Origin of the sequence: Mesobacillus jeotgali (assembly GCF_014856545.2) — a bacterium.
Lineage (GTDB): Bacteria > Bacillota > Bacilli > Bacillales > Cytobacillaceae > Mesobacillus.
Genome location: NZ_CP109811.1, coordinates 2,590,930 through 2,617,066, shown reverse-complemented (window position 1 = coordinate 2,617,066; position 26,137 = coordinate 2,590,930). Strand labels below are relative to the sequence as shown.

Annotated in this window: 26 protein-coding genes and 1 pseudogene; 16 read left to right on the top strand and 11 right to left on the bottom strand. The window is 41.8% G+C overall.

The window, feature by feature from the left end:
• Positions 1-125 precede the first annotated feature (125 nt).
• Positions 126-674, top strand: a complete 549-nt coding sequence (locus tag FOF60_RS13310) for an HD domain-containing protein (protein WP_192472378.1) — start codon at positions 126-128, stop codon at positions 672-674.
• A gap of 60 nt (positions 675-734) precedes the next feature.
• Here the strand turns inward: FOF60_RS13310 and FOF60_RS13305 are convergent, their stop codons facing one another.
• A complete protein-coding gene (locus FOF60_RS13305; protein ID WP_192472377.1) occupies positions 735-1,232 on the bottom strand; it encodes a YhcN/YlaJ family sporulation lipoprotein in 498 nt (165 codons plus the stop codon).
• A gap of 216 nt (positions 1,233-1,448) precedes the next feature.
• On the opposite strand from FOF60_RS13305, the gene FOF60_RS13300 reads away from it, so the two are divergent.
• Positions 1,449-2,177: an esterase/lipase family protein gene (locus tag FOF60_RS13300; RefSeq protein ID WP_192472376.1), complete on the top strand. Its 729-nt coding sequence runs from the start codon at positions 1,449-1,451 to the stop codon at positions 2,175-2,177.
• 43 nt (positions 2,178-2,220) lie between these two features.
• On the opposite strand, the gene FOF60_RS13295 is transcribed toward FOF60_RS13300, so the two are convergent.
• Positions 2,221-3,306: an AI-2E family transporter gene (locus FOF60_RS13295; RefSeq protein ID WP_192472375.1), complete on the bottom strand. Its 1,086-nt coding sequence runs from the start codon at positions 3,304-3,306 to the stop codon at positions 2,221-2,223.
• A 212-nt stretch (positions 3,307-3,518) separates the two neighbouring features.
• On the opposite strand from FOF60_RS13295, the gene FOF60_RS13290 reads away from it, so the two are divergent.
• Both FOF60_RS13290 and FOF60_RS13285 read left to right on the top strand, forming a co-directional pair.
• Entirely contained in the window at positions 3,519-3,665 is a 147-nt protein-coding gene (locus tag FOF60_RS13290; protein WP_167830874.1) for a hypothetical protein, read from the top strand.
• 183 nt (positions 3,666-3,848) lie between these two features.
• Complete coding sequence (locus FOF60_RS13285) at positions 3,849-4,271, top strand: hypothetical protein (protein WP_192472374.1); 423 nt, start codon at positions 3,849-3,851, stop codon at positions 4,269-4,271.
• A gap of 29 nt (positions 4,272-4,300) precedes the next feature.
• Here FOF60_RS13285 and FOF60_RS13280 read toward each other — a convergent pair whose 3' ends face one another.
• From FOF60_RS13280 to FOF60_RS13260, 5 genes are all read right to left on the bottom strand, one after another.
• A complete protein-coding gene (locus tag FOF60_RS13280; protein ID WP_264647556.1) occupies positions 4,301-4,975 on the bottom strand; it encodes a PhnE/PtxC family ABC transporter permease in 675 nt (224 codons plus the stop codon).
• Between the two features lie 159 nt (positions 4,976-5,134).
• Positions 5,135-5,935, bottom strand: a complete 801-nt coding sequence (locus FOF60_RS13275) for a PhnE/PtxC family ABC transporter permease (protein WP_192472372.1) — start codon at positions 5,933-5,935, stop codon at positions 5,135-5,137.
• Between the two features lies 1 nt (position 5,936).
• The gene (locus FOF60_RS13270; RefSeq protein ID WP_192472371.1) at positions 5,937-6,683 is read right to left on the bottom strand and encodes a phosphonate ABC transporter ATP-binding protein; all 747 of its coding nucleotides are present in this window, start codon (positions 6,681-6,683) and stop codon (positions 5,937-5,939) included.
• A gap of 9 nt (positions 6,684-6,692) precedes the next feature.
• Positions 6,693-7,565 (bottom strand): putative selenate ABC transporter substrate-binding protein, encoded by an 873-nt coding sequence (locus FOF60_RS13265; protein ID WP_192472370.1) that lies wholly within the window; start codon positions 7,563-7,565, stop codon positions 6,693-6,695.
• 224 nt (positions 7,566-7,789) lie between these two features.
• Positions 7,790-9,343, bottom strand: a complete 1,554-nt coding sequence (locus FOF60_RS13260) for an ABC-F family ATP-binding cassette domain-containing protein (protein ID WP_192472369.1) — start codon at positions 9,341-9,343, stop codon at positions 7,790-7,792.
• 302 nt (positions 9,344-9,645) lie between these two features.
• On the opposite strand from FOF60_RS13260, the gene FOF60_RS13255 reads away from it, so the two are divergent.
• The 4 genes from FOF60_RS13255 to FOF60_RS13240 all read left to right on the top strand — a co-directional run bounded on the left by FOF60_RS13255 (position 9,646) and on the right by FOF60_RS13240 (position 12,806).
• The gene (locus tag FOF60_RS13255; RefSeq protein ID WP_192472368.1) at positions 9,646-11,049 is read left to right on the top strand and encodes an LVIVD repeat-containing protein; all 1,404 of its coding nucleotides are present in this window, start codon (positions 9,646-9,648) and stop codon (positions 11,047-11,049) included.
• A 255-nt stretch (positions 11,050-11,304) separates the two neighbouring features.
• On the top strand, positions 11,305-12,033 hold the full coding sequence (locus tag FOF60_RS13250; protein ID WP_192472367.1) for a YqcI/YcgG family protein: 729 nt from the start codon (positions 11,305-11,307) through the stop codon (positions 12,031-12,033).
• 251 nt (positions 12,034-12,284) lie between these two features.
• A complete protein-coding gene (locus FOF60_RS13245; protein WP_192472366.1) occupies positions 12,285-12,566 on the top strand; it encodes an AbrB/MazE/SpoVT family DNA-binding domain-containing protein in 282 nt (93 codons plus the stop codon).
• A gap of 54 nt (positions 12,567-12,620) precedes the next feature.
• Complete coding sequence (locus FOF60_RS13240; protein WP_264647555.1) at positions 12,621-12,806, top strand: hypothetical protein; 186 nt, start codon at positions 12,621-12,623, stop codon at positions 12,804-12,806.
• A gap of 84 nt (positions 12,807-12,890) precedes the next feature.
• On the opposite strand, the gene arcA is transcribed toward FOF60_RS13240, so the two are convergent.
• A complete protein-coding gene (arcA, locus tag FOF60_RS13235; protein WP_192472365.1) occupies positions 12,891-14,123 on the bottom strand; it encodes an arginine deiminase in 1,233 nt (410 codons plus the stop codon).
• A 520-nt stretch (positions 14,124-14,643) separates the two neighbouring features.
• On the opposite strand from arcA, the gene FOF60_RS13230 reads away from it, so the two are divergent.
• Complete coding sequence (locus tag FOF60_RS13230) at positions 14,644-15,834, top strand: glycine C-acetyltransferase (protein WP_192472364.1); 1,191 nt, start codon at positions 14,644-14,646, stop codon at positions 15,832-15,834.
• A 67-nt stretch (positions 15,835-15,901) separates the two neighbouring features.
• Positions 15,902-16,846 (top strand): L-threonine 3-dehydrogenase, encoded by a 945-nt coding sequence (locus FOF60_RS13225; protein WP_192472363.1) that lies wholly within the window; start codon positions 15,902-15,904, stop codon positions 16,844-16,846.
• A gap of 30 nt (positions 16,847-16,876) precedes the next feature.
• Here FOF60_RS13225 and selD read toward each other — a convergent pair whose 3' ends face one another.
• Complete coding sequence (gene selD, locus FOF60_RS13220) at positions 16,877-17,977, bottom strand: selenide, water dikinase SelD (protein ID WP_192472362.1); 1,101 nt, start codon at positions 17,975-17,977, stop codon at positions 16,877-16,879.
• Positions 17,978-18,119: 142 nt separating this feature from the next.
• Here selD and FOF60_RS24575 point away from each other — a divergent pair.
• Together FOF60_RS24575 and selA are read left to right on the top strand one after the other, a co-directional pair.
• A pseudogene (locus tag FOF60_RS24575) lies at positions 18,120-18,308 on the top strand (Rdx family protein); the annotation flags it as partial.
• Between the two features lie 121 nt (positions 18,309-18,429).
• On the top strand, positions 18,430-19,836 hold the full coding sequence (gene selA, locus FOF60_RS13215; protein ID WP_192472361.1) for an L-seryl-tRNA(Sec) selenium transferase: 1,407 nt from the start codon (positions 18,430-18,432) through the stop codon (positions 19,834-19,836).
• 75 nt (positions 19,837-19,911) lie between these two features.
• On the opposite strand, the gene FOF60_RS13210 is transcribed toward selA, so the two are convergent.
• A complete protein-coding gene (locus FOF60_RS13210; RefSeq protein ID WP_023614207.1) occupies positions 19,912-20,055 on the bottom strand; it encodes a small acid-soluble spore protein P in 144 nt (47 codons plus the stop codon).
• 113 nt (positions 20,056-20,168) lie between these two features.
• On the opposite strand from FOF60_RS13210, the gene FOF60_RS13205 reads away from it, so the two are divergent.
• The gene (locus FOF60_RS13205; protein ID WP_192472360.1) at positions 20,169-20,426 is read left to right on the top strand and encodes a hypothetical protein; all 258 of its coding nucleotides are present in this window, start codon (positions 20,169-20,171) and stop codon (positions 20,424-20,426) included.
• A gap of 34 nt (positions 20,427-20,460) precedes the next feature.
• Here FOF60_RS13205 and sspO read toward each other — a convergent pair whose 3' ends face one another.
• Positions 20,461-20,610: a small acid-soluble spore protein SspO gene (gene sspO, locus FOF60_RS13200; protein ID WP_192472394.1), complete on the bottom strand. Its 150-nt coding sequence runs from the start codon at positions 20,608-20,610 to the stop codon at positions 20,461-20,463.
• A 332-nt stretch (positions 20,611-20,942) separates the two neighbouring features.
• Between sspO and acnA the strand changes: the two genes are divergently transcribed.
• From acnA to FOF60_RS13185, 3 genes are all read left to right on the top strand, one after another.
• Positions 20,943-23,651, top strand: a complete 2,709-nt coding sequence (acnA, locus tag FOF60_RS13195; protein WP_192472359.1) for an aconitate hydratase AcnA — start codon at positions 20,943-20,945, stop codon at positions 23,649-23,651.
• A gap of 676 nt (positions 23,652-24,327) precedes the next feature.
• Positions 24,328-24,876 (top strand): hypothetical protein, encoded by a 549-nt coding sequence (locus FOF60_RS13190; RefSeq protein WP_192472358.1) that lies wholly within the window; start codon positions 24,328-24,330, stop codon positions 24,874-24,876.
• Positions 24,877-25,160: 284 nt separating this feature from the next.
• On the top strand, positions 25,161-26,030 hold the full coding sequence (locus FOF60_RS13185; RefSeq protein WP_192472357.1) for a DMT family transporter: 870 nt from the start codon (positions 25,161-25,163) through the stop codon (positions 26,028-26,030).
• Positions 26,031-26,137: the final 107 nt, after the last annotated feature.

Genomic DNA, 26,137 nt, shown 5'->3' with positions numbered 1-26,137 from the left:
TCTAAACGGATTTGTGTAATAAAGTATGGTTCAAGCAAGTTAGAAAGCAAAAAAGTGCATTTCTGTATGATTTCTGTTAACATTCATAAAAATGAGGGTATCACCTCAGCTAAGGAGGTTATGAAATGAGGGATGTAACTCTTTTGAACGTATTTGAACACCAGATTGCCCAGAAATATCTGAAGCGATCTGGTATGGCCCATGCTATTGCTGTTGCTTACCACGCATTCCATCTGGCCAGAGAGCATAATGTAGACGTTGATATTGCCGCAAAAGCAGGTTTCCTGCATGATATCGGCCATTTCACCTGGTACAGGAACGGCAAATGGGACTATGAGCTCTATCGTAAAAATGATATCCATCCAATTAAGGGAGCAGAGAGAGCGCATAAACTCTTGATCCGATTGGGTGAAAACCCCGTGCAGGCGAAAGCCACTTCACTTGCAATCCTTTTTCATACAGACTCCTTTTTGCCTTCAAATGATATTGTCCGTACTCCGCTTCAGCAGGTAGTGAAATGGGCAGATGAAAAAGACGAAGAAGAAGGTGGAAACCACCATTACAAGAAAATAGAACATGAACGTGCAAAACAAAGCATTATCAGGCTCGATAAAATGATTGATGAAGTGCTTATGAATGGTGAGAGCGGGGGAGGAACACAAATGCCTTCTTAAACACAATAAGAGCATCGGGATATCCCGATGCTCTTATTCAATCTCAGGACCCAGCTAGGTTTAGCGAGTGCCAGGGAAAATTCTTTCTATTGTAGCATTAAAATCTTCAGTAAGCCCTACGATCGGTCTTCCTGTCTGAAGCTGCTCCCTATAGTCTGTCATATCAACAACAAAATCCGCATTGGATGATACATAAACATCAGCAATTGACTCATCGGTTATTTTAACTTGTTGAGAAATTTTATTCTCTAAATCACCCGGAATACCCTTTGTATCCCCGTTTTCAAGAACTATAGCCACATAAGCTTTTCGCTGTACGGTGATGACGGTTGCGCTTTGAACTCCATTGAGCATTTCTACCTGCTCCTCCGCATTTTCATCCACATGCATCCTGTATGTTTGATTATATGAATTGGAGGTGTACTCCTGGTTGATCTTCTGGATTTGTGCACCATCATTATTTATCTGATAAGTTCCCTCATCCGTATATGTATTGCACCCAGTGAACAAAAGGACGGTCATAATCAGGATAAGCATCTGTACGCTAATTCGTTTCATTGGCAAATCCTCCTCATTTTTGAATCGCAAATAGAATGTCCAAACAGAAGGAGTTTTATTCAGAATTTCCCAACTTAATAAAGTGAGTAAAAACTATTATTTGTACTGGGTAAGTGGGTACTGGATTATGTGGCAATGTGAATATTTGAAAAGATGTAGGAATTTTATGGAAGCGCTCCCATAAGATTAATAGATAAAAATTTTAGGAGGTTTTTAATGAACAAGTTCAGGGGTTGGATAAGTATCGCTGTTACATTTGTCTTTCTTCTTTCGTTCTTTTCCACTGTTGAAGCGGCTAAAAGAGTGCCTGTTGCTTCTGAGAAGGATCCAGTCGTTTTTGTCCACGGTTTTACGGGCTCGTCCTCCAGTTTTGATAACATGAAACAATGGCTTATCAGCCAGGGATGGCCATCTGATTACCTCTATGCTATTCAATATTCAAATACTACAGGAAGCAGTGTAGACAATGCGTATGAATTGCAATCGTTCGTAAAAAACATCTTACGCAAGACGAAAGCTTCTAAAGTGGATATAGTAGCACACAGTATGGGAGGGCTAAGTACCCGATACTATGTAAAATACCTGGAGGGTGCTCAAAAGGTCGATGATGTAGTCACATTAGGTTCGCCTCACCATGGAACGAATTCTTCATATTTTGGGTTGTGGACAGAAGGTGCAAGAGAAATGGTTCCCGGAAGTACTTTCCTGAACGAATTAAACAGTGTTGATGAAACACCGAATGGCAGTGACGCGTCAGCGGCCATTCAATACACATCAATATACAGCAGTGCTGATACAGTCATTAATCCTTATACAAGTTCAATCATAGAGGGTGCAGAAAATATTGAAATTAGTGGTGTAAGCCATAGCGGCTTGTTGACTGATTCAACAGTAAGGCCCCTGATCCTGGAAGGCTTGGAGGATGGGGGACAGAATACTAATTAAGCAGAAAAAAGGCCAGCTTCGATGCTGGCCTTTTGTGATTCGTTTATGAATCAGGGGTAATCAGGTTCCTCTTTCCCCTAAGCTTATAAAATTTCCATACATCCTTGATAATAATCTTTACAACAGAATAAAGGGGGATGGCGATCAGGATCCCTACGAAACCATATAAGGAGCCGGCCGCGATTAACAAAAGGATGACGGTAATAGGGTGGATGCTGAGCTTTTTCCCCATTACCTGTGGAGTGACGAGATTCCCTTCAAGCTGCTGTACGATAACCAGGACTATTAGTACCTTTAACATCATCATCGGACTGTTTGTGAGGGCAACGAATAATGCTGGAATGACACCAATAATCGGCCCCAGAAAGGGAACCACTGTTAAAAACATCGTGAAAATCGCAAGGATAAGGGCGTATTCAAGTCCGATGATTTTATATCCAATATACATCAGCGTCCCGTCAACAAGAGCGATGATGAATTGCCCTGTTACATAGGTGAATAGTGTTTTATCTATATCTTTTAAGATTTTATTGCCTTCCTGCACATGTTCTTCAGGAATCAATTTTAGTATATATGGCCTTAATTTTTCATCATCCTTTAAGAAGAAGAACGCAAGAAACGGAACTACAACTAGAACAGTCGCGATACTCGTAATCACCGAAAATACCGTCATAAGATTTTCTCCTAAATCTTGTAGGATGTTGCTCATATAATTTAATGCCCTTTGCTTGATTTCATCTGCGTTAATAAATCCAAGCTGGTTGTCATTGATGACTTTTTTCGACTCTTCCGTGATCTCATCTACTTTTTGAGGGAAATTTTCATTTATTTTACCGACTTGTTCTCCTAATTGGGAACCTCCAAAATAAAGAAAACCAGAAAATAAAACTGCCACCAGAGCAAAAACAATCAGAATGCTGATTATTTTTGGCATGTATCTACTAAACCATTGAACTGGTTTTCGCAATATATAATAGATAAGGCCTGAAATCAGAACAGGAAAGAAAATGGCGATAATAAAATTTTGCAGCGGCCAAACGAAGTAGTCAATTTTCCCAAAGAGGAAAATGATAAAAAGCAGCAGGATCGTTCCTGTTGCGTATTTAAAAAAAGGTCGTTGAATCCACATATGGTTACCCCCTAAATATTTATGTCTCTTTTTAATACATACCTTAATGGATTGGCCACTAAACAAACTGGTTGTCATATAGTGGACAGTACCTTCATATAATTATTGAAATTGGTAGTTTGATATAAGTTTTAAAGGGTAAATATTCTGGTCAACAGAAATAGAATCGCAGCATTAGCCACTGGTCATCTTCTGTGTAAAGGGGTCTCTGTATGGTTGCAGTCGAAGAACATCTGTTATTTATAAAGGAACTTGGCCGTTTATTTGATGAGTACGCACAATGCGAGGATAAGGAACTTAAAAATGAGATTTATAAAGATATTCAGCTTTTAGGTGAAGCAATCAATATCAGCAACTAGGTTCAAATAGATTCCGGCAAGCCCTTGAACAGCGGCTTGCCGTTTTTATTTTTGGGAGCATAAGTTCTGGATAGTAGAAGTGGTTGGTTAACAAAAAGGTCTTAATTGAAATTATATTTAGGAAAGCCAGCCATCTTTCTTTCATATATATGAAACAAGCATATGAAAGGGGAGGGGTTATTTATGAAAATTGACCTTTCGAAAGAACAATATTTAACACTCGTGAAATTAATGCAGCTTGGAAATTGGCCGCTTGGGTTGACGGAAGCAAATAAGGAACTGGTGAGTAAAGCGGAGGATCTTGAACAATACATTTTTTCGCTCGCAAGGGATTTTGAAGCTGGTGACGGGATTTATTATGACAAGGAAGAAGAGTATTATTACCTTTCCGAGGACCTTAAAAATACAGTTGAAGCGATTATAGATGAATACGAGGAAGACGTATTTTGGGACCAGCTAACCCATAAGCTCGCAACGATTGATTTAAAGCGCGAAACCAGCATCAATGCTTCTATAGAACAAAAAATCAATCGGCTTTTCCAGCTGAAAGCTCGTTATGAAAAGTACTTCCTGGAAAATGGACTGGACAAGATTGATATATTGTAATGTAAAATCCGGCCTCGTCCAGGCCGGATTTATTTTATAAAGAATCTCGCTTTTTCTGAAATGTAGTCAGCGGCAAAAACCAGGGCAAGATAGAAAAATAGCAAGAGAGTTATGTCTGTGTAATGGAAAAAACTCATGCTCAGCTTGAATTGCTGTCCAAGCCCGCCTGCGCCAACAAACCCTACAACAATCGTCGTCCGCATGATGACCTCCCAGCGGTAAAGGATGTATGTCAAGAATCGAGGAAGAGCAGCTGGCAGCACACCATACAGCAAGAGCTGAAAACGGCCTGCTCCGGATGAAGAAAGATTTCGAATCGGTCTTGAGTCTAAATCTTCGATAACCTCTGCAAAAAGCTTTCCAAGAATTCCGTAATTATGAAGAGCGAGTGCGATTGCTCCAGGCAATATTCCGGGTTTAAAGATAAAAATAATGATCATCGCCCAAACAAGCTCCGGAACGGCCCGAGAAAATATATAACCGGCGCGGACCGTACCAAATGAAATCCATCCATGCCATTTCTTTGCCAGAGTAAGAGAACCGTCGGCAACATTCCGTGCTGCGGGAACAACCGTCAGGAGTGCGGTAATTGTTGCGAAGCCAGTTGCCATCACACTCATGACCAAAGTTTCGATCGTCAGGTTCAGTGCGTTTTTCCAATTTTCAGCATGTAGAAAAGCAGGACTTTCTTCTCCGATACCCAATAGGCCTTTAAAGAACTTGCCCGCATAAAAAAAGATTCTGTTCTGAAAACAGTAAAGACAAGCTTGCCTTTTCAACAGTGAATATGGATATCCAGGATCCCGCCGCCAGGAGCAGCAGAGCATAAACAGAGACAGTTACAAAGCTTATTCTCCGTTTCTTCATTGGACCAGCCTCTTTCTCAATTGATTGCTCCAGATATCGATCATGATGACAAGGATGATTAAAAAGAACACGAAGGTCCAGACCTCATCATAATGAAGGTCGTCGAGGCTCAACTGAATTTGATACCCAAGCCCGCCGATACCGACGAAGCTCATAATGGCAGAAGAACGGACTGCGCACTCAAATCGGTACATTGCATAACTCGTAATGCTCGCTCTCACCATGGGCAAGTAACCATACCATAAAGTCTGCAGTTTAGAAGCGCCTGCCACTTCCAAAGCTTTAATCGGTTCCTGTGATATATCCTCAAGCATGTCTGCAAAAATTCTGCCAAGAATGCCGCCGTAGGGAATAGCCAGTGCAAAAATCGCGGCAAAGGGTGAGAGTCCGATCGAGGCGACGAATAACCAGGCCCAAACAAGTTCATGAATCGCCCTCATGAAACCGAGCTGCCCTCTAAAAAAAGGCCGGATATACCTTTTTGCTTTCCCTTCCGATAGGACAACCCCCGAGGCGAGAATGCCAAAGAAAAATGCAATGATAATCGCCAGACTCATACCTGCAGCTGCATAAGAAAGTGTAGTCCAGCTTGATTCCAGCGCTAATAAAAGGATGTCACCCGATAAATCAGGTGTGAAAAAAGCTGCCGCAATCTGCTTGGCTGTTATGAATCCTCCGCTATGAATCAAGCTGCTATTCCATTCAACAGAGAATAAGCTCAATATGAATGCTAAAGTTAGGATCAGTGTTAGAATCTTTCTTTTATGGAGCTCAAAACTCAACCATCTTTTATCCATATCAAGACAGCTCCTTTAGTCTGTAAAGGCTCTTGATATGTTCATCAGTCACAGAGGAAGCGGGAAGGTCGAAGAAGAGTTCACCATCTTTAAGTGCTACCAATCGATCGAAGTATTTCCTTGCGTAATCAACGGAATGGAGGCTGGCGATAAGTGTTTGGTTCTCTTCTAAAGCGATTTTAACCAATAGCTCCAGCACGTCTTCTGCACGAGCTGGATCCAGTGAAGCAACCGGCTCATCGGCCAAGACAATCTCAGGACTCTGGACAAGGAGCCTGGCAAGCGCTACCCGTTGTTGTTCTCCGCCTGAGAGGGAAGAAGTTTTTTCATATAATTTATCTGTTAATCCTACCCGGCTCAAAGCCTGGAGAGCATATTCCTTATCCTGGGGGATCAGCATGGAAAGAATCGATTTAAAAATGCCCCATTCAGACAGCCTTCCAGCAAGCACATTATGAATGACCGGAAGCTCTCCAACAAGGTCAAACTGTTGGCGAATGATCCCGATTTTTTGTGCTCTCATCTTCTGGTCCAATAGATCAGAGAGAGGGCGGCCGTCTATCAGGATTTCACCCTGATTAGGCGAAAGGATTGCTGCCAGCATATTCAGCAATGTGGTCTTGCCTGCTCCGCTTGGGCCAATAAGGGCAACTAGTTCTCCTTTATTAACAGTAAGCGAGAGGGAAGATAGGGCGGTCTTCCGTTCATAGATTTTCGATATTTGATTAAGGCTTATGACTTCTTGCATAAAATCCACCTACTTGATGATCTTGAGCTGCTTTGCAACCTTTTCTATCGCTTCGTAATTTTCATTCTTCGTTTCTATGAATTTATCAGTCTGCAGTAATTCCATGATTTCATTATCTTCTGAAGTCATTGAAAGTATAGCCTCTTTGAGCTTAGCTTTGGTATCTGCATCCATCTTATTTAATGTCCAGTTGTAGTCATAGTACTCAGGAGTTGTATAAAATACGTTTACCTTTGATTCATCTACTTTGCCTTCTTTCACCGCTGCTTCCCATACAGAAATATTTAATGCGCCTGTCTGGTACGCACCTGATTCCACAAGCTTATATGTTTTATCGTGTGAACCGGAGTAGTTAGGCTTTCCATCAAGATCCTGTTCTGGGTCTATGCCAGCTTCCATCAAAAAGTAGCGCGGCATTAAATGTCCGGAAGTCGAGCTTTCACTGCCAAAAGTAAATGACTTTCCTTTTAAATCTTTCAGATTATCAATCTTAACATCACTTTGGGCAATAAATACGGATTTAAACTTTTCATCGATTGGTCTTTGTGCAAATGCCTCAGCTTCCGGTACTAAGTTTCTGGCCTGCACACCAGTAAGACCGCCAAACCAGGCAAGCTGGATTTCGCCGCGTTCAAAGGCGGTGACAAGCGCCGAATAATCGACAGAAGGGACATACTCCACATCTAATCCTGTCTTCTCTTCTAAGTCCTTCGCAAAATCCTCCATGCTTCTGTTCAAGTCTGCTGCATTCTGGTCAGGAATCGCCCCAATTTTTATCGTTTCTTTTTTTGTGTCCTTTTGTCCATCGTCTGTACCATTGTCAGAACAAGCCGCAAGGGTAAAAATCATCAATAAGCTTAATAATGGTCGCCATTTTTTCATTTGTTATCACCCATATAAATAAATTTTATGTACTCTATAAAATTTATCAATAACAAGTGAATAACTCAATACATTTTGAAGAAATTTAATATGAATATTATGGGAGGGGAGGATTATTCGGTGCCCAAGCATTGGTTAATATCAAGTAAATTTTTAACAGAGCCATTTAGCACTCTAGTAAAAAGAAAACCTGACGGGCCAACTCCGTCAGGTTCCTAATGTTTCTATTTCGCCTTTTCAGCCCATTCTTCCACATTCCAGACTTTTGTTACCCAATCTTCGTAAAAGTCTGGTTCGTGGCTGACGAGGACGATCGTCCCTTTATAAGCCTTCAATGCTCGTTTTAATTCTGCTTTCGCAGAAATGTCAAGGTGGTTGGTAGGCTCGTCGAACAGCAGCCAGTTGCTCTCGTGCATCTGCAATTTTGTCAGGCGGACTTTCGCCTGCTCTCCGCCGCTAAGCTGGTTCAACGGACGGGATATATGTTCATTCTTCAGGCCGCCACGTGCCAATGCTGCGCGGACTTGGTGCTGATCCATGCCCGGGAATTCGCTCCAGACATCCTCAATCGGCGTTATGCTTCCTGCTTTCACTTCCTGTTCAAAGTAGGAAGGGTAGAGGAAGTCGCCGCGTTCGATTTTTCCGCTCAACGCTGGGATTTTTCCAAGCATCGTTTTCAACAAGGTCGATTTACCGACACCATTCATTCCGACAATCGCTATCTTTTCTCCGCGCTCGATCGTAACTGACAATTTAGGGAGAAGCGGGTGAGTATATCCAATTTCAAAGTCGGTACCTTCAAATACATAACGGCTGCTTGCGCGTGATTCCTTGAACTCAAAAGTAGGTTTGACGGCTGTTTCAGGTCTGTCAATCCGTTCCATACGGTCAAGCTGCTTTTGTCGGCTCTTTGCCCGTCCTGTTGTCGAATAGCGCGCCTTATTTTTGGCTATGAAATCTTCTTGTTTCTTGATGAATTCCTGCTGTTTTTCATAGGCGTTGATGTGCTGATTCTTGTTGATCTCAGCCAATTCCAGGAATTTTTCATAGGTAGCAGTATAGCGGGTCAGCTTTGAAAATTCCAGCTGGAAAATAACATTTGAAACCGGGTTCATGAATTCAGTATCATGTGAAATCAGGATAAAAGCATAAGGGTAATCCTTCAGGTATTTTGTGAGCCACTGGATATGCTCGACATCAAGGTAGTTGGTCGGCTCATCAAGCAGGAGAACCTTTGGTTTTTCTAGCAAAAGCTTTGCAAGCAGGACTTTTGTGCGCTGACCGCCGCTCAAGGCAGAAACATCGCGGTCTATACCGATTGCATCCAAACCAAGACCCCTTGCTGCTTCTTCTACCTCCATATCAAGGGAGTAGAAACCTCCTGCATCTAAGGCATCCTGGATTTCAGCCATTTGTTCAAGTAGCTTTTCGAGCTCCTCAGGTGTTGCGTCCGCCATTTTTGCTGTGACTTCATTCAGTTCTTCTTCTTTCTTAAAGAGAGGAAGAAAGGCATCACGCAATACATCGCGGATTGTTTTTCCTGGTGTCAGCACAGTATGCTGGTCTAAATATCCGTACTCAACGCCAGGAGTCCATTCAACTTTACCGGAATCGTGTATCAACTGCCCGGTAATGATATTCATCAAAGTCGACTTTCCTACACCATTCGCTCCTACAAGACCAACATGGTCTTCTGCCAGCAAGCGAAAAGAAACATCTTTAAAAAGGGTACGATCGCCAAATGTGTGGCTTAAATTTTCTACATTCAATAAACTCATGATAAAATCCTCGCTTTAATCTATTTTAAGAGAACAAATATTGTACAATCACATTTCTTAATCATACTAAAATCTCTGGTTTTCGACCAGCGTTTTCTAGGCTGGAAGATATGGAAACTGTTCCTGCCAGCTTTGTGGCATATTACCTAATTCGTTTTCCGAAACAACTACCATGGACTTAGCAGAAAATTACTTAATTAGGATAAATTAACTGAATTTACAAAATATACAGTTTATTAATTGAAGACGAGTTTCTACCTCTGCTATATTGTTATTCAATACATAGAAGGAGGTTTTATAAAATGAAAAAACGGTTGTTATCTAGTCTGATTCTAGCTGGTGCCTTGACGGTCTCTTCAGTCCCATTCAATGTCCTTGCCCACGACGAACTTGGTGATGTCAATATTGAAAAAGGAGAGAGGGCTGGATATAGCAACGTTTCTGTCCCGGTAATGGAGGGCAGCAAAAACCTTCAATTCTTACATGAAGCAGCCGCTCCTGAAATGGAAACGGTAAGAGCTGACGGAAAGCAAAACAGCTTTGCAGATGTCTATGCACATAAAGGATATGCCTATCTTGGAACTCACACAAAAAATGGTGGAAATGGCGGGGTAAGGGTGTTTGATATGAAGGATCCTTCAAACCCTGAAGAAGTTGCTGTTTTTGCCAATAATGATATCCCTGGAACCTGGCAGGAAAAAGTAATCGTAAAAAGCGTCAACACTCCATCGTTTAAAGGAGACCTAGCAGTGGTGAGCGTACAGCAGCTTAGCCGTAATAACCCTGACTCAAAAGGCGGATTCTTGCTTTATGACGTTACAAATCCTGCAGAACCCAAAAAGCTTGGATTCTATGAAGTTACGAAAAAGACAAATGGAACACATGAATTATACTTAACGATGCAGGGAAACCGCGCAATCGTGCTTGCTGCCAACCCTTATGCAGACTATTATAGCCATGGGGAGGAGAAGGACTTCCAGGTTGTGGATGTCAGCGACCCTGCAAACCCTCAAAAACTATGGGAGTTTGATCCAAGAATGCTTGAAGAAATTCCGGACGACTTTAACGGATACCATTGGAATTCTCCTGACGGAAAAACCCGTCCAGTATTCAATCACAGTACGATGATAGATGAAACTGGAAAGTATGCCTATGTCTCCATGTGGGATTTGGGAACAGTCATTTTTGACATCAGCAATCCAGAAAGCCCTGAATACCTGGGACGCACAGATTTCGGTTCCGAACAGCAGGGATCCGCACACTCGGCAACCCTTGCAAAAGGAGGAAATGTTCTGATTGAGACAAGGGAAGTTTATAACCCGACTAAAGAAGGTTATGAACAATCCTATGGCTACACAAGGATTTTCGATATTAAAGATAAAACAAATCCTAAATTGCTAAGTGAGTTCAAGACTGATTTAGTTGATAACGTCGAGGATGGTGTCACATTCGCAAATACAGTCCACGACCCAAAAGTCCATGGTAACACATTGTACTTGTCCCACTATGCAGGGGGAGTATATGCAGTTGATATAACAGATCCAGCGAAACCTGTTCAAGTAGGTCAATATGTTCCTGAAAGAAGTGATGTTTGGGGAGTGTTTGTCGACAGGAATTATATTCTTGCTTCTGATATCGGATCAGGATTGAAGGTTTTATTGAAGAATAACAGTTCTTCCACAACACATAGCAAGGGTGTAGAATAATTTGGCTGTTTTTTAAAGTTTGGATTTTTCATATTCTCTCTGCGGAAAGCGTGTATTCTGGGATGGAAATCCACTTATTAAAAGAAAAAAAGTATACGAAATCAGCCAATGATTTAAGGTAAAAGCACGCGGAGGTTGCGTGCTTTTATTTTTTTTATAATGTAGGTATGTGAAAAATAAAGACAGAAACCAATTTGTTTATGAATAGATAGTAGGGGTAAATGGTAACTGACTAACTAAATTGAGGTGTAAAACATGGCAGTTACCAATAGTTATTTGTTTACTAAGGAAGATATGGTCAATCCAGACCTTGTCCCTGAATGGGTGATAAGAGAATATAAAAATTTCCGGGATGTAGTCACAAATCGGGAGTTTCCTTGCTATTTTGGAATGTCTGCCGAGAAAAAAGGAGAACTCCGTTATTCCTATATAAGCCGGGACAATTGGGAACAATTACCCGGCGCTATTGAAGAATTCATTGCATTGTTTGATGATTCCAAGCCTCTTATAAGACATGGATTGTTTGTGTTCGTCGAACCTGAAATGGAAGAGAAAACAATTGAATACTATCGTGAATACTTCTGGAATGTACTTCAGTTCCTGCATGAAAAGGATACGCAGCCATGGCATGCTGATTATCCAAAAGATCCTGACCATCATTTATGGGCATTTTCGTTTGCAGGCGAACCATTTTTTGCTTTCGGAAATGCACCGGCCTATAAACAGCGGAAAACTAGGGACTTGGGGAATAGTCTTGTTCTTGGTTTTCAGCCGCGTCGTATTTTCGAGGGACTTGAAGGAACGTCAAAGGGCGGAATTATGTCACGGGAAAAGGTGAGGGAGCGCGTTGAGAAATGGGACAACCTGCCAAAGCACCCTAATGTAAGCCATTATGGCGACCCAGATCATCGAGAATGGAAAATGTATTTTATCGGAGACGATAGCAAACCAATAGAAGGTAAATGTCCTTTTCATCATAAATAAGAATGGGGGCTAAATTCTAATTTTAGAATTTAGCCTTTTTGTGTTGGAATACTCTTTAATTCGATATCAAAGGTATTTTATGCTCAGATGAAGCTATATTGATCATAGTAACGATCTAACACTGATTGCTTAAAAATGACACATTAATTATGTAAAATAATGCCTTGTTTTGCTATAATTGTATTGGGCTAGAATTTATTCAAAGAACTGACATCCACATCCCATACTTTTTTAGAAGGGAAGGATGCTTTATGAAGGCTACAGGAATTGTGAGGAAAACAGATCAGCTGGGCAGAGTGGTCATTCCGATGGAGCTTAGGAAAAAACTGAGCATCGGTGAAAGTGATCCGCTTGAAATTTTTGTTGATGAGGATATGATTATCCTGAAGAAATACCAGCCAGATCTGACTTGCCTCATAACCGGTACAATCAGCAATGATAATATGTCACTGGCAGATGGAAGAATCGTCTTAAGCAAAGAAGGAGCTGAGCAATTGATCAAAGAACTGCAAAGCTATTTGGCGACCAACTAGAAATAAAAGCGTAAGCGCCTTGGTCAGCCCCGAAAAGCACTGGAGGGCCGACCAGTGAAGTCGTTCTTTGACTTCATTGGGCGGACCGAAACCGAAAAGTATAGCCGACTGCCCAGAAACGCAGAAACTGGAGACTCCGACAAAGAAGCGCTTTTTGCTTCTGCCGGTGGAGTTGAAGTTTCGGAGTTTCTAGGAGGCGACACTAGACAAGTGACTCGAGGGGTTAGGCGCTGGAGCTAGATACTAATCATAGTGCAAGAGTTATACTTATTTTTAAGTTAACATTCAAAGCAGTCCCGCTTCATTCCAGGACTGCTTTTTAAATTACAAGTCTTTTCGGTAGATAGGCATGCTCATGCAACGCGGGCCGCCACGTCCTCTTGATAGCTCCGAACTAGGAATCTCAATGACTTCCACACCATTTTTACGCAACAAGTCATTCGAAACATAATTACGATCATAAGTAACGACCACACCCGGTGCAATCGCAAGAGTATTGGAGCCGTCGTTCCACTGCTCGCGGGCCGCTGCGATTTCATGTCCGCCTCCGCATGGAATCAATACGAGCTCCTGTAGACCAAGAACTTCTTTTAGTGTTTGTGTCAGATTTGAGCGCTCGGAAATGTTAAGAGTGTCAGGATCCATGCCTTTTTCGAGAATATAAATTTTCATATTTCCATTAGGGCCTTCAATTCCATGATGGATGGTGAATTTCTCATGATCAACCATTGTAAATACAGTATCAAGATGCATATAAGCTCTTAATTTAGGAATTTCAACCGCAACTACTTTTTTAATGGTACCGTTCCTTGCAAAAATCCGTTTCGCCAATTTTTCAATCGCCTGTGCAGACGTCCTTGCACTAACCCCAATCGCAATTACCTCAGGACTGAGCACCAGCTCGTCTCCGCCTTCTAATGGATAATATTCATCACGGTCATACCAATGAGGAATCTCATGAGTGGAGAACCGTGGATGGTGCTTCATGATAAAGTCCATAAATAACGATTCTCTTTTTCTTGCACCTTCACACATCTTGTTTAGAGAGACACCATTTCCAATCACGGCTGCGGGGTCCCGTGTAAAATAAAGGTTTGGCATTGGATCCAGAAAGAAAGGATAGTAGTCATCGAGCAGTTCATGTAAATGAACTTTTTTCTCTAGCTCGATTTCTGATTTAAGAACACCAGACATGACTTTTCGGATCATTTCATCAGTTGTAAGGGAATGAAGGTACTCTTCCACTGTTTGTCTCGAGCCATTCAAATTGCTCTTGCTTTCATTCAATACTTGATCGATGAACTGTTGTTGTAATTCATCGGTTTTTAATGCTTCTTCCATTAATTTTTCCAAATAAAGAACTTCAACCCCCCGATTTCTTAATACATCGGCGAAATAATCATGTTCTCTCTGGACTGCTGGTAAATAAGGGATATCATCAAAAAGAAGACGTTCCAGGTATTTGGGCGTCAGGTTTTCGACTTCCTTTCCTGGCCGGTGAAGGACCACCGATTTTAACTCACCAATTTCAGATGTTACATTCAAAGGGTAACTCATATAAGTAGCCTCCATAATTCAGTATCTATTTCTATATGAAATAAGGAGGAAGTGATTATTATGTAAAACTCAAATTTCACTGCCCCCGCCAAACTGCTTGCCTGCAGACTGGCTCCCTTTTCTATACCCTAATAGAAGCTTTCAAACCTACTTTTGAAAGCTTTTACTTAAAAGCACTGTTAAACTAGGCTGTTGATTTTCGTTCCAGGCGCTTCGCTTTCCATAGGGAAGAATTATGAAAAAGTTAGAGATTACCTCTTTAATGGAAGGTACAAATCCATAAGAATCCAGACTTACAAAATATCATGCATTGTGACGAAATATAGGGGAAAATAAACAAGTGAAAAAAGAAAGCGTTTTCTGTCCTTCATAGATGTACAAATAAAATAAATATGATAAAGTATATTTTGTGAACATACATGAAATATGGAAAAAGAGACAAATTAATTGTCCTCTCCAAAAAGACAGATGTATCCATTATAATGACATGCCAAATGTGACGGCAGAAAGGGGATTTACGATGTCTAGTAAAACATTGGATCAGTTTTTAAATGAGAACCTTGAGGATTTAAAAGGGAAGGGTTTATATAATGTAATAGACCCGCTTGAAAGCCCTAATGGACCAGTTATAACCATCAATGGGAAAGAGATGATCAATCTTTCCTCTAATAATTACCTTGGACTTGCTACTGATGAGAGATTGAAAAAGACTGCAGATGAAGCCATTGCCAAATTTGGTGTAGGAGCAGGTGCAGTACGGACAATTAACGGTACCCTCAAGCTGCATATAGAACTTGAGGAAATTCTGGCCAAATTCAAAAAAACAGAAGCTGCGATTGCATACCAATCAGGATTTATGTGCAATATGGCTGCTATTTCAGCTGTTATGGATAAAAATGATGCCATCCTTTCTGATGAATTGAACCATGCATCAATCATTGATGGGTGCCGTTTATCCAGAGCAAAGATCATCCGCTTCAATCACTCAGACATGGAAGACCTTCGCGCAAAAGCGAAAGAAGCGAAGGATTCAGGCCAATACAATAAGATTATGGTTATTACTGACGGCGTGTTCTCTATGGATGGTGACATCGCAAAACTTCCGGAAATAGTTGAAATCGCAGAAGAATTCGACCTTATTACATATGTTGATGATGCACATGGTTCAGGTGTATTAGGTGAAGGTGCTGGAACTGTTAAGCATTTCGGCCTTTCAGATAAAGTCGATTTCCAAATCGGGACTTTATCAAAGGCTATTGGAGTAGTCGGTGGCTATGTAGCTGGTAAACAAAATTTAATCGACTGGCTGAAAGTAAGAAGCCGTCCATTCCTTTTCTCGACTTCGCTCACTCCAGCCGATGTTGCAGCCAGCATTAAAGCCATTGAAATCCTGATGGACAGTACAGAACTGAACGAGCGTCTATGGGACAATGCGAACTATCTGAAGGATGGACTGCAAAAGCTTGGTTTCGACATTGGCCATTCCGAGACTCCAATCACCCCATGTATCATAGGGGATGAAGTCAAGACGCAAGAGTTTAGCAAAAGGCTGTACGAAGAGGGAGTATACGCTAAGTCAATCGTATTCCCTACCGTACCCCGTGGAACTGGCCGCGTAAGGAATATGCCTTCAGCGGCACATACAAAGGAAATGCTAGACAATGCCATTTCTATTTATGAAAAAGTAGGCAAGGAATTAGAAATTATTTAATTGAATAGGCCGGTTTGAATAACAAGCCGGCTTCCTTTTTCAGAGTAACCAGGAGGAATACATACAAATGAAGAAAATTTTAATAACTGGCGCTCTTGGCCAGATTGGTTCTGAACTAACTGTTAAACTACGTGATATTTACGGACAGGAAAATGTCATTGCTACGGATATCAGGAAAACTGATACTGAAGCTGCTAATAACGGTCCATTCGAGATTCTTGATGTAATGGATGCAAACAAAATGGTTGAATTAGCAAAGCAATATAATGTCGACACGATCATGCATATGGCAGCATTGTTGTCTGCCACGGCTGAAACGAAGCCGGTATTTGCCTGGAACCTTAACATGGGCGGATTGATGAACGCTCTTGAAATTGCAAGAGAGCTGGATTTGCAGTTTTTCACGCCTAGCTCCATTGGGGCATTCGGGCCGAATACGCCTAAAGATAAAACGCCTCAGGACACAATCCAGCGTCCAACCACAATGTATGGTGTCAACAAGGTTGCCGGAGAACTGCTGGCTGATTACTATTTCTACCGTTTCGGAGTAGATACAAGGGGTGTTAGATTCCCTGGGTTGATATCCTATGTAACCCCGCCAGGCGGAGGCACAACTGATTATGCCGTTGAAATTTACTATGAAGCGATCAAAAATGGGAAATACAGCTCGTATATAGATAAAGGCACGTATATGGATATGATGTATATGCCTGATGCGCTTGGAGCAATCATCGATCTGATGGAAGCTGATCCTTCAAAGCTGATTCACAGAAATGCTTTCAACGTTACTGCAATGACCTTTGATCCAGAGGAATTGACAGCGGAAATCAAGAAGCATATTCCTGGTTTCGAAATATCCTATAATGTCGACCCTGTACGCCAGGCAATAGCGGACAGCTGGCCAAACTCCATTGATGCATCAACTGCAGCAGAAGAGTGGGGATTCAAAGCGAAGTATGATCTTTCAAGTATGACTGCTGACATGCTGGAAAAATTAAAAGCAAAGCTATAGATAAAAGGAAAAGGTGAAATCTCATTGATTTCACCTTTTTACATAGATTAGTTTATCTTTCTTTTCTATGACTTTCCCGACTATAGCTGCATGTACAAGTCCTTTGTTTTTCAGGGCTTCCACGTACTTACCAGCTTCGTTTTCAGGAAGCGCAACAAGGAGCCCTCCAGAAGTGATCGCATCACAGAGTACTAATTGCTCTTCTGTAGAAATATCCTCATACTCTACATCACCATCCAGCCATCTGTGGTTGGATTTCGAGCCTCCAGGCACGACTCCTTTTGCAGCCAACTCATATGTGCCTTCTAAAACAGGTACATCCGATAATGAAATCTCAAAACTGACATTGCTGCCACGTGCAATCTCGCTGCCATGCCCAAGCAGACCGAAACCTGTGACGTCCGTTACAGCATGTGGAGTGAAGTCTTTCAGCGCATCTGCAGCAGACTTGTTCAGTAAAGCCATTGTTTTGGTCACTTCGCGCTCTTGTTCAGCAGTTACTGCGTTGCGCTTGATTCCTGTAGTCAGGATTCCAACACCGATTGGTTTTGAGAGAACAAGCAAATCACCTGGTTCTGCACCGATATTTTTCCAAATAGCACCAGGGTGGGCAAGCCCAGTTACAGATAAGCCGAATTTAGGTTCCTGGTCATCAATTGAATGACCGCCAATCGTCACTGCTCCAGCTTCCTTCACTTTGTCACTGGCACCTCTTAATATTTCAGCGAGTATATCCGGACCAAGCTTTTTGATAGGATATCCCACTATATTAAGGACGGTCTTAGGTTCCCCGCCCATTGCGTAGACATCGCTTAGTGCATTGGCGGCAGCAATCTGTCCAAACATATATGGATCATCCACTACGGGGGTGAAGTAATCTATTGTTTGGATCAGGGCGATATCTTCTGTAAGTTTATAAACACCTGCATCATCGGAAGTCTCATGTCCGACAAGCAATTCAGGAACATAATCCTGTTCTGGCAATAGACGCAAAACTTGCGTCAAGTCCTCGGGACTGATTTTGCATCCTCAGCCAGCCTTTGTTGATAGCGAAGTCAAACGGATTTTCTCGTGTTCACTCAACCTGATCACCTCCACAAAAAGTATACTCTTTCTTGTTTTTAAAATCATCCTTAAGCTATTATTATTTGCACTGACATTGTCTTTACACTAAAATGACAATAAATACATATATAAAGTTATACAGGGGGATTCAATAATGGATAATTTTCAGGTAACCATCCAATTTTGCATGCAATGAAACTACGCACCAAAAGCCGCGAGTTTCGCGGAAGAACTATTCACTCATTTTCGAAGCCGAATTGAGAAGATGGAGTTGATTCCGGCTTCAAAGGGAGCTTTTGAAGTTACTATAAATGGCCAGACAATATATTCAAAACTGGACACAGGTGTTTTTCCTGACTCAGACGAAATGATCAAACAAATGGAAGCGATGAATTAATGCCCGGGCTATTTAGCCGGGCTTTTTTCATACCATTCAAGTTCACCGTTTTGAAAAAACTTTTATATGGTCAATAATGATATAATGAATGAATGTACAACCGTTGTGGGGGAGATCGATTTTGAAACAATTATTAAGGCAGCTTCCCGCTGTCCATGAATTACAGAAAGATTCCAGATTTCTTGAATTAATCAAGAAGCATGATACAGACGGAGAACGTTTCACAGACCTAATTAAAGAGGTTTTAGATAAAATTAGGAAACAAATTGTCAGCGATAAATGGGGCGGTCCAGAGCCTGGTACCAATCTGTTTATTGACGAGCTATTTAAATTGATTGATTCATCAGCAAAAGCAAGATTTGACTACACACTGAAAAGGGTCATTAACGCAACAGGGACCATTTTACATACGAATCTTGGAAGGGCACGGTTGAGTGAGAATGCAGTGGAGCATGTGGTAGAAACCGCGAGGAATTATTCCAACCTTGAGTATAAGCTTAAGGAAGGTGAGCGCGGATCCAGGCACAGCCATGTAGAAACCCTTGTTAAACAAGTCACCGGCGCTGAAGCTGCGATGGTCGTCAATAATAACGCAGCAGCTGTTTATTTAATCATGAGTGCACTCGCCAAAAACAAAGAAGTCATTGTTTCACGCGGGCAGCTTGTTGAAATTGGGGGCTCATTCCGGATTTCTTCTATTATGGAAGAAAGCGGAGCTCATTTAGTAGAAGTTGGGACAACCAACAAAACACATTTATATGACTATGAGGATGCCATTACAGAAAATACGGCGATGATCCTAAAGGTTCATACGAGCAATTTCAAAATATATGGATTTTCAAAAACAGTTGAAACAAATGAATTGGCCCAACTATCTGGTAAGCACGATCAGGTTATTTTTTACGAAGATCTTGGAAGTGGTGTTCTTTATGATTTCACTCGCCATGGGATCGGGGAAGAACCTGTTGTCGGTGAAGTGCTTAAAATGGGTGCCGACATTGTATCATTCAGCGGAGATAAAATGCTGGGAGGACCACAGGCTGGTATTATCGCTGGAAAAAAAGAACTGATCGATAACTTAAAGAAACACCAGCTGGCAAGAGTCGTTCGAGTCGATAAGATGACACTGGCGGCATTAGAGGGTACTTTAATGGATTATCTAAGGGGAGAGCAGGGCTTATTCAATATCCCGACTCTAAGAGACTTGCTTGTTCCCGCAGATGAACTTAAAGGAAGATCGAAGCGCTTTGCCCAGGAGATTAATTCTTTTGAGGGTGAGCTAAAAGCGGTTGTGACTGAAGGAACCAGCCAGGTCGGCGGTGGGACAATGCCCGATGTCCAGCTGCCCACCTATCTAGTCTCAGTTAGCCATCCGGAGGTCAGCGCTGAACATATTGCCAGAAAGCTAAGGACGGAACATTCACCGGCAATCGTGGTGCGGATACAAAAAGAAGAGGTTAATATCGATCTGCGGACGGTCACGGTTGAGGAAGAAAGAATTCTTTTGGATGCTTTTAAACTTATTTAGAAAGTAAGGCCTGCCATTTAAACTGGCAGACCTTACTTTTTTGGTTTGTTCAGCAGTTAATGCGTCTTTTAGCTTTTACATGTCGTGATGAGAATTATGTTTTTGACGAGTATGGTTTCGGTTTTTAACCTTTTTTGATCCACTTAATGGAGCAGGCTGGCTGTCTTGATCACCCTTCGGAGCATTTTTGCGCATATCCTTTGAATCATTTTTATTCATAGCTCATCCCTCCTGACTTTAGGATTGGATTTTCAAGCGAATTTATACTGAATAAATTACTTATAACTGAGCAATTTAACGGTATAGATTTATTACACCAGGAGGAATCACACATGCCTTATAATAAAGATAAACAGCAAGCTTTCCAGGCGGCACAGCAAGGATTCGAAGACGCACAAGGGCTGTACTCGGAAATTGTCCGGGACAGCGCAAGCTATGGACACCAACTAAAGCATCTCAAAAATGAAGTGAATGAAGCATTCCAGCAAATCGAAAACGCTCTTGAAAATGCATCTGAACATCAACGGGCGCAGCTTGAAAGGTTCCAGCAGGATTTGCGAAGCATTGTAAATGAAGTCAATATGGAATAGCAGGGAAAGCGGAAGGGAGGCCTTCCGCTTTTTATTATTGGTTTTTCTTGCGTTTCTTATTGTTTTGCTTTTCCAGTTCAGATAATGGTTCGTTAGCCATTTCCTCGTTGAAACCTGCACCATTGCCTTGGGCTTTTGCAGCATTTGCTCCGGGAATGACATGATTTGCTTTTCTTTTTACCATAAAATTCACCTCCATCTGCCATATTTTTTCCCATTTAGCCATACCCAATCCAGCTTTTTCATTTTTGTAAAATAGTTTTGAATACTAGAGTTGTAAAATCAGCCAGGATTTTTTCTTTGATAAAATCCCATTAGGATTGTTTTAATCATGTTTATAATTTTTATAATAAGAAAAACTTATCAACCACAATAACTTTCTTGTTATTTACTTATATACAAGGTTATATTAATATGAAATTGTGAGAAAAGTTAGGATGGGATACAAGATTCAAACTTTTCGACAATTACTTTTATTTAGTTTATGATGTTTACGTAGAAGAAGGGGGTAAACATATGTCAAACCAAGATGTTTTTAACGCCCGCAGTTCATTTGAAGTTGACGGGAAACGCTATCATTACTATAGCCTGGCAGCACTAGAAAAAGCTGGAATCGGCAATGTTTCAAAACTACCTTACTCTGTTAAGGTATTGCTTGAGTCCGTACTTCGCCAGCATGATGGCTTTGTAATCACTAAAGAGCATGTTGAAAATCTAGCAAAATGGGGAACTAGCGAAGTAAAAGAAGTGGATGTGCCTTTCAAGCCTTCACGTGTCATTCTTCAGGACTTCACTGGTGTACCTGCAGTTGTTGACCTTGCTTCACTAAGAAAAGCAATGGCTGACATGGGTGGAGACCCGCAAAAAATCAATCCAGAGAAGCCGGTTGATCTTGTAATCGACCACTCTGTACAGGTTGATAAATACGGAACTCCAGACGCGCTTAATGTAAACATGGAGCTTGAATTCGAACGTAATGCTGAACGTTACCAGTTCTTGAGCTGGGCACAGAAAGCTTTCGATAACTACCGTGCTGTTCCGCCAGCAACAGGTATCGTGCACCAGGTTAACCTTGAGTACCTTGCAAGCGTTGTCCATGCTGTTGAAAATGCAGATGGCGAATTTGAAACTTTCCCTGATTCATTGGTAGGTACTGACTCTCATACTACTATGATCAACGGTATTGGTGTTCTTGGATGGGGCGTAGGCGGTATCGAAGCAGAAGCTGGAATGCTTGGCCAGCCTTCATACTTCCCTGTTCCAGAAGTAGTAGGTGTTAAATTAGTAGGGGATATGCCGAACGGCGCTACTGCAACTGACCTTGCACTTAAAGTGACTCAGGTTCTTCGCAGTAAAGGCGTTGTTGGTAAATTCGTCGAGTTCTTCGGACCTGGCGTTGTTACACTTCCACTTGCTGACCGTGCGACTGTTGCCAACATGGCACCAGAATACGGCGCAACTTGCGGTTTCTTCCCAGTTGACGGAGAAGCACTGGATTACATGCGTTTAACTGGACGCACAGAGGATCACATTAAAGTGGTTGAGGCATACTGCAAGGAGAACGGATTATTCTTCGATCCTGCATTAGAGCCGGTTTACACTGATGTTGTAGAAATCAACCTTTCAGAAATCGAAGCTAACCTTTCCGGCCCTAAGCGTCCACAGGACTTGATTCCGCTTTCAGCAATGCAAAAGTCCTTCAAGGAAGCATTGACTGCACCTGCAGGAAATCAGGGATTTGGCTTAGACAAGAAAGAAATCGAAAAAGAAGCTGTTGTTGAGTTCGCTAATGGTGACAAAACGACAATGAAGACTGGTGCAATCGCCATCGCTGCGATCACTAGCTGTACAAATACATCTAACCCATACGTACTTGTAGGTGCAGGCCTTGTTGCCAAGAAAGCTGTTGAGCTTGGTATGGAAGTTCCTAAGTTCGTCAAGACTTCATTGGCACCAGGATCAAAGGTTGTTACTGGATACCTTCGTGATTCAGAATTGCTTCCTTACCTTGAGACGCTTGGTTTCAACCTTGTTGGTTATGGATGTACAACATGTATCGGTAACTCCGGACCATTAAAGCCGGAAATCGAAAAGTCTGTTGCTGAAAGCGACCTTCTAGTTACTTCTGTCCTTTCAGGTAACCGTAACTTCGAAGGACGTATCCATCCGCTTGTAAAAGCTAACTACCTGGCATCACCGCCATTGGTTGTTGCATATGCTCTTGCAGGAACTGTGGACATCGACCTTCAGAACGATCCTATCGGTAAAGACAAGAATGGCAACGATGTATTCTTCAAGGATATCTGGCCATCAACTGCAGAAGTGAACGAAGTCGTTCACCGCGTTGTTACTCCAGAACTATTCCGCAGAGAGTACGAAACTGTATTCACTGACAACGAAAAGTGGAACGAGATCCAAACAAACAGCGATCCGCTTTACACTTTTGATGAGGATTCAACTTATATTGCAAACCCTCCATTCTTTGAAGGCTTGACTCCAGAGGCTGGGGAAGTTGCTCCATTGAACGGCCTTCGTATTGTCGGCAAGTTCGGTGATTCTGTAACAACTGACCATATTTCTCCTGCAGGTGCAATCGGAAAAGATACACCAGCTGGAAAGTACTTGCGTGAAAAGGGTGTAGAACCTCGCGACTTCAACTCATACGGTTCACGCCGTGGTAATCATGAAGTTATGATGCGCGGAACATTTGCAAACATCCGTATCAAGAACCAAATCGCTCCTGGCACAGAAGGCGGCTTCACAACTTACTGGCCGACGAACGAAGTCATGTCCATCTTTGATGCTTGCATGAAGTACAAAGAGCAGGGCACTGGCCTTATGGTTATCGCAGGAAAAGATTACGGCATGGGATCATCCCGTGACTGGGCTGCAAAAGGTACTAACCTATTAGGAATCAAGACTGTTATCGCTGAAAGCTTCGAGCGTATCCACCGTTCAAACCTTGTATTGATGGGCGTTCTGCCACTTCAATTCAAAGCTGGTGAAAACGCAGAAACTCTTGGCCTGACAGGAAGAGAATCATTCGATGTGCAGATTGATGAAAAGGTTCGCCCACGCGACATCATCACTGTGACAGCAACTGACGAAAACGGCAACAAGAAGACGTTCGATGCTCTTGTACGTTTCGATTCAGAAGTCGAAATCGACTACTACCGTCACGGCGGCATCCTGCAAATGGTTCTTCGTGATAAACTAAAAGCGTAAATAATTTAGCTGAACCCCCTGGCCGTTATGCGGACCAGGGGGTTTTTGTGTTTGGGGATAAAACCTGTGGAAATTCCAGTTTTTTCAGTTGGTGGTGGGAATGACTGCCATAAGGGCATCTTTTTGCGTGAACGGTACCCTTATGACTAGGAAGTGCTTGCATAAGGGCATCTTTTTGCGTGAACGGTACCCTTATGACTAGGAAGTGCTTGCATAAGGGCATCTTTTCTGGGTGAACGGTACCCTTATGAGGGAGGAATGGCTTACATAAGGGTATCTTTCTGGGTGAACGGTACCCTTATGAGGGAGGAATGGCTTACATAAGGGTATCTTTCTGGGTGAACGGTACCCTTATGAAGGAGGAATGGCTTTCATAAGGGCATCTTTCTGGGTGAACGGTACCCTTATGAGGCAGGAATGACTTACATAAGGGCATCTTTCTCCGTATCCTTATGACTTATGAGATTGATGTGCCTGTATAAATGGCAACGCACAAATCTGTCAGTAGTTTGATTAATCCTCAAACTCCTTTTACTTTTATACTTGTATCCCCTCTTAATACTCAATTCTTACAAAATCCGCGAAAACTTCCGATAAATCGACAACTTCTCCTATTGATATTTACTCCCAAAGTTGTATGTTTAAGGTAGATGATGGAACAAAAGGAGTGTTTTCTATGGGCCTAGTATCAATAGTTGCAAGAGAGGATTTTATTTCATTGGTAACTGATTTGGGGACTCATCAGGTGATTGATGATATCAGGTTTAAAGAATTAATACCAAATACAGCCTTCATAGCTTTCTCTGGTGATCAGGAATATGCCATGATGGCCGCAAGTGCTGCTGAAACTCTCGTTAATCAAGGACTCAGTCTCAAAGAATTGGCTGAATCCATCCAGTCATCAATCAATAATCCCATGCTTATGGTGGATGGACAGTCTTTTGAAGCAGTGGTCGCAGGGTACTCTCAAAACGGGGAAGCACAGTATCATGTCATTTCCAATATTAAACCTCTTGAATCCTATTACCCTCGTGTTGGTGAAAGTCTCTACTATGTAAACGGTCATGAATCGATGCTTGTACTTGAGAGGTCCTTGAAGATGTATGGCATGGGGACAGTCGATCAGGCACAGGCTGCACAAATACATTTGTTGCAGGAAGCTTCAAAGTTCATTCCAAACGTCCATACAAACCCATCCTCGTATATTCTTAAAAAAGCAAATTAAAACTGCCCTGTTTTAGGGTGCCTTTTCAATACAAAAAAATGGCGTGTAAACTGACTATCAGTTTTTACACGCCATTTTTTATGTATTTTTTAATTACTAATCATAAACAACCCTATTCACCAGTTTTAACGATGTCAGCATGTTTTAGCCAGGATAACAAGGGAATTATCGTTAATACCTTTTTAAAAACATATATTGATCAGAGAAGCTTAATGAGAAATGTTGGAATTATTTTTATGTTATTAACAGTGTATAAAATTCAAACCAATATAAGGGGGGAAAAGATGAAGTTTGCAGGGGTAGGCTTAGTTATGTTAGCCGCAATATTCTGGGGCATTAGTGGAGGGATTGCCGATATTTTAATGACCAAGGGCTGGGACCCTGTTGTGATTTCACTTTACCGAGGGGCGGTTGGATTTTTATGTTTTTTTGCGTGGCTTCTATTCCGCTTTAGGCAGAATTGGACCTCTTCTACACGTTTATTCTTATGGTCCTTTTTCGCGGGTGTTGGTGTAGCAGGTAATTTCACATTTTATTTTCTAAGTATTCAAGCTTCAAGCATTGCTGTTGCTGCTACTTTAATGTACACGGCGCCTGTCTTCGTCCTCTTAATATCTTTTTTGTTCCGAATAGAACGTTCAACTTGGTTTAAATGGGGGTGCATTGCAGGTGTACTTATAGGCATTACCCTGCTAACAGGTGCCTACAACACCCAATCGGTTTCAGTAAGTTTTCTAGGAGTGGCAGCGGGGCTAGCTGCTGGCCTATCCTATGCATTGTTTATATTTGGATTCAAAAACGCCTCGTCAATCGGAAATCCGCAGACAACGTTAACCATTGCATTTTTTTCATTATGTCTCATCCTTTTGCTTTTTGCGGACAAAGATGAAGCAGTTGCTGTGGCTACGTCAAGCGACATAGGATGGTTTCTTCTATTAGGGATCGTAGGTGCTGGCATTTCATTTGTATTTTATTTGATTGGCATTCGCAGGACTGCTCCAACAACTGCTTCTATGGTTGCTATGGTAGAGCCGGTGACAGCTTCATTATTTGGAGTGCTGATTATCGGGGATCAATTGACCACCATTCAACTATTTGGAATGATGGTCATCTTGGCTACGATCACTGTACTAAGTGTGAAGCATTCTGACTGAGCAAGTTAATCTTCACTTAAATAAAATAAAAAATGGCGCGGAAAAATTTCCGCGCCATTTACTATGCCTTTTTTGACGTATGCACCCCAAAAACAGAACAGTTTTGG

Coding starts and splice junctions, on each gene's coding strand:
- FOF60_RS13310 (WP_192472378.1), top strand. CDS start 126: ATGAGGGATGTAACTCTTTTGAACGTATTTGAACACCAGATTGCCCAG.
- FOF60_RS13305 (WP_192472377.1), bottom strand. CDS start 1,232: ATGAAACGAATTAGCGTACAGATGCTTATCCTGATTATGACCGTCCTT.
- FOF60_RS13300 (WP_192472376.1), top strand. CDS start 1,449: ATGAACAAGTTCAGGGGTTGGATAAGTATCGCTGTTACATTTGTCTTT.
- FOF60_RS13295 (WP_192472375.1), bottom strand. CDS start 3,306: ATGTGGATTCAACGACCTTTTTTTAAATACGCAACAGGAACGATCCTG.
- FOF60_RS13290 (WP_167830874.1), top strand. CDS start 3,519: ATGGTTGCAGTCGAAGAACATCTGTTATTTATAAAGGAACTTGGCCGT.
- FOF60_RS13285 (WP_192472374.1), top strand. CDS start 3,849: ATGAAAATTGACCTTTCGAAAGAACAATATTTAACACTCGTGAAATTA.
- FOF60_RS13275 (WP_192472372.1), bottom strand. CDS start 5,935: ATGGATAAAAGATGGTTGAGTTTTGAGCTCCATAAAAGAAAGATTCTA.
- FOF60_RS13270 (WP_192472371.1), bottom strand. CDS start 6,683: ATGCAAGAAGTCATAAGCCTTAATCAAATATCGAAAATCTATGAACGG.
- FOF60_RS13265 (WP_192472370.1), bottom strand. CDS start 7,565: ATGAAAAAATGGCGACCATTATTAAGCTTATTGATGATTTTTACCCTT.
- FOF60_RS13260 (WP_192472369.1), bottom strand. CDS start 9,343: ATGAGTTTATTGAATGTAGAAAATTTAAGCCACACATTTGGCGATCGT.
- FOF60_RS13255 (WP_192472368.1), top strand. CDS start 9,646: ATGAAAAAACGGTTGTTATCTAGTCTGATTCTAGCTGGTGCCTTGACG.
- FOF60_RS13250 (WP_192472367.1), top strand. CDS start 11,305: ATGGCAGTTACCAATAGTTATTTGTTTACTAAGGAAGATATGGTCAAT.
- FOF60_RS13245 (WP_192472366.1), top strand. CDS start 12,285: ATGAAGGCTACAGGAATTGTGAGGAAAACAGATCAGCTGGGCAGAGTG.
- arcA (WP_192472365.1), bottom strand. CDS start 14,123: ATGAGTTACCCTTTGAATGTAACATCTGAAATTGGTGAGTTAAAATCG.
- FOF60_RS13230 (WP_192472364.1), top strand. CDS start 14,644: ATGTCTAGTAAAACATTGGATCAGTTTTTAAATGAGAACCTTGAGGAT.
- FOF60_RS13225 (WP_192472363.1), top strand. CDS start 15,902: ATGAAGAAAATTTTAATAACTGGCGCTCTTGGCCAGATTGGTTCTGAA.
- FOF60_RS13210 (WP_023614207.1), bottom strand. CDS start 20,055: ATGAATAAAAATGATTCAAAGGATATGCGCAAAAATGCTCCGAAGGGT.
- FOF60_RS13205 (WP_192472360.1), top strand. CDS start 20,169: ATGCCTTATAATAAAGATAAACAGCAAGCTTTCCAGGCGGCACAGCAA.
- sspO (WP_192472394.1), bottom strand. CDS start 20,610: ATGGTAAAAAGAAAAGCAAATCATGTCATTCCCGGAGCAAATGCTGCA.
- acnA (WP_192472359.1), top strand. CDS start 20,943: ATGTCAAACCAAGATGTTTTTAACGCCCGCAGTTCATTTGAAGTTGAC.
- FOF60_RS13190 (WP_192472358.1), top strand. CDS start 24,328: ATGGGCCTAGTATCAATAGTTGCAAGAGAGGATTTTATTTCATTGGTA.
- FOF60_RS13185 (WP_192472357.1), top strand. CDS start 25,161: ATGAAGTTTGCAGGGGTAGGCTTAGTTATGTTAGCCGCAATATTCTGG.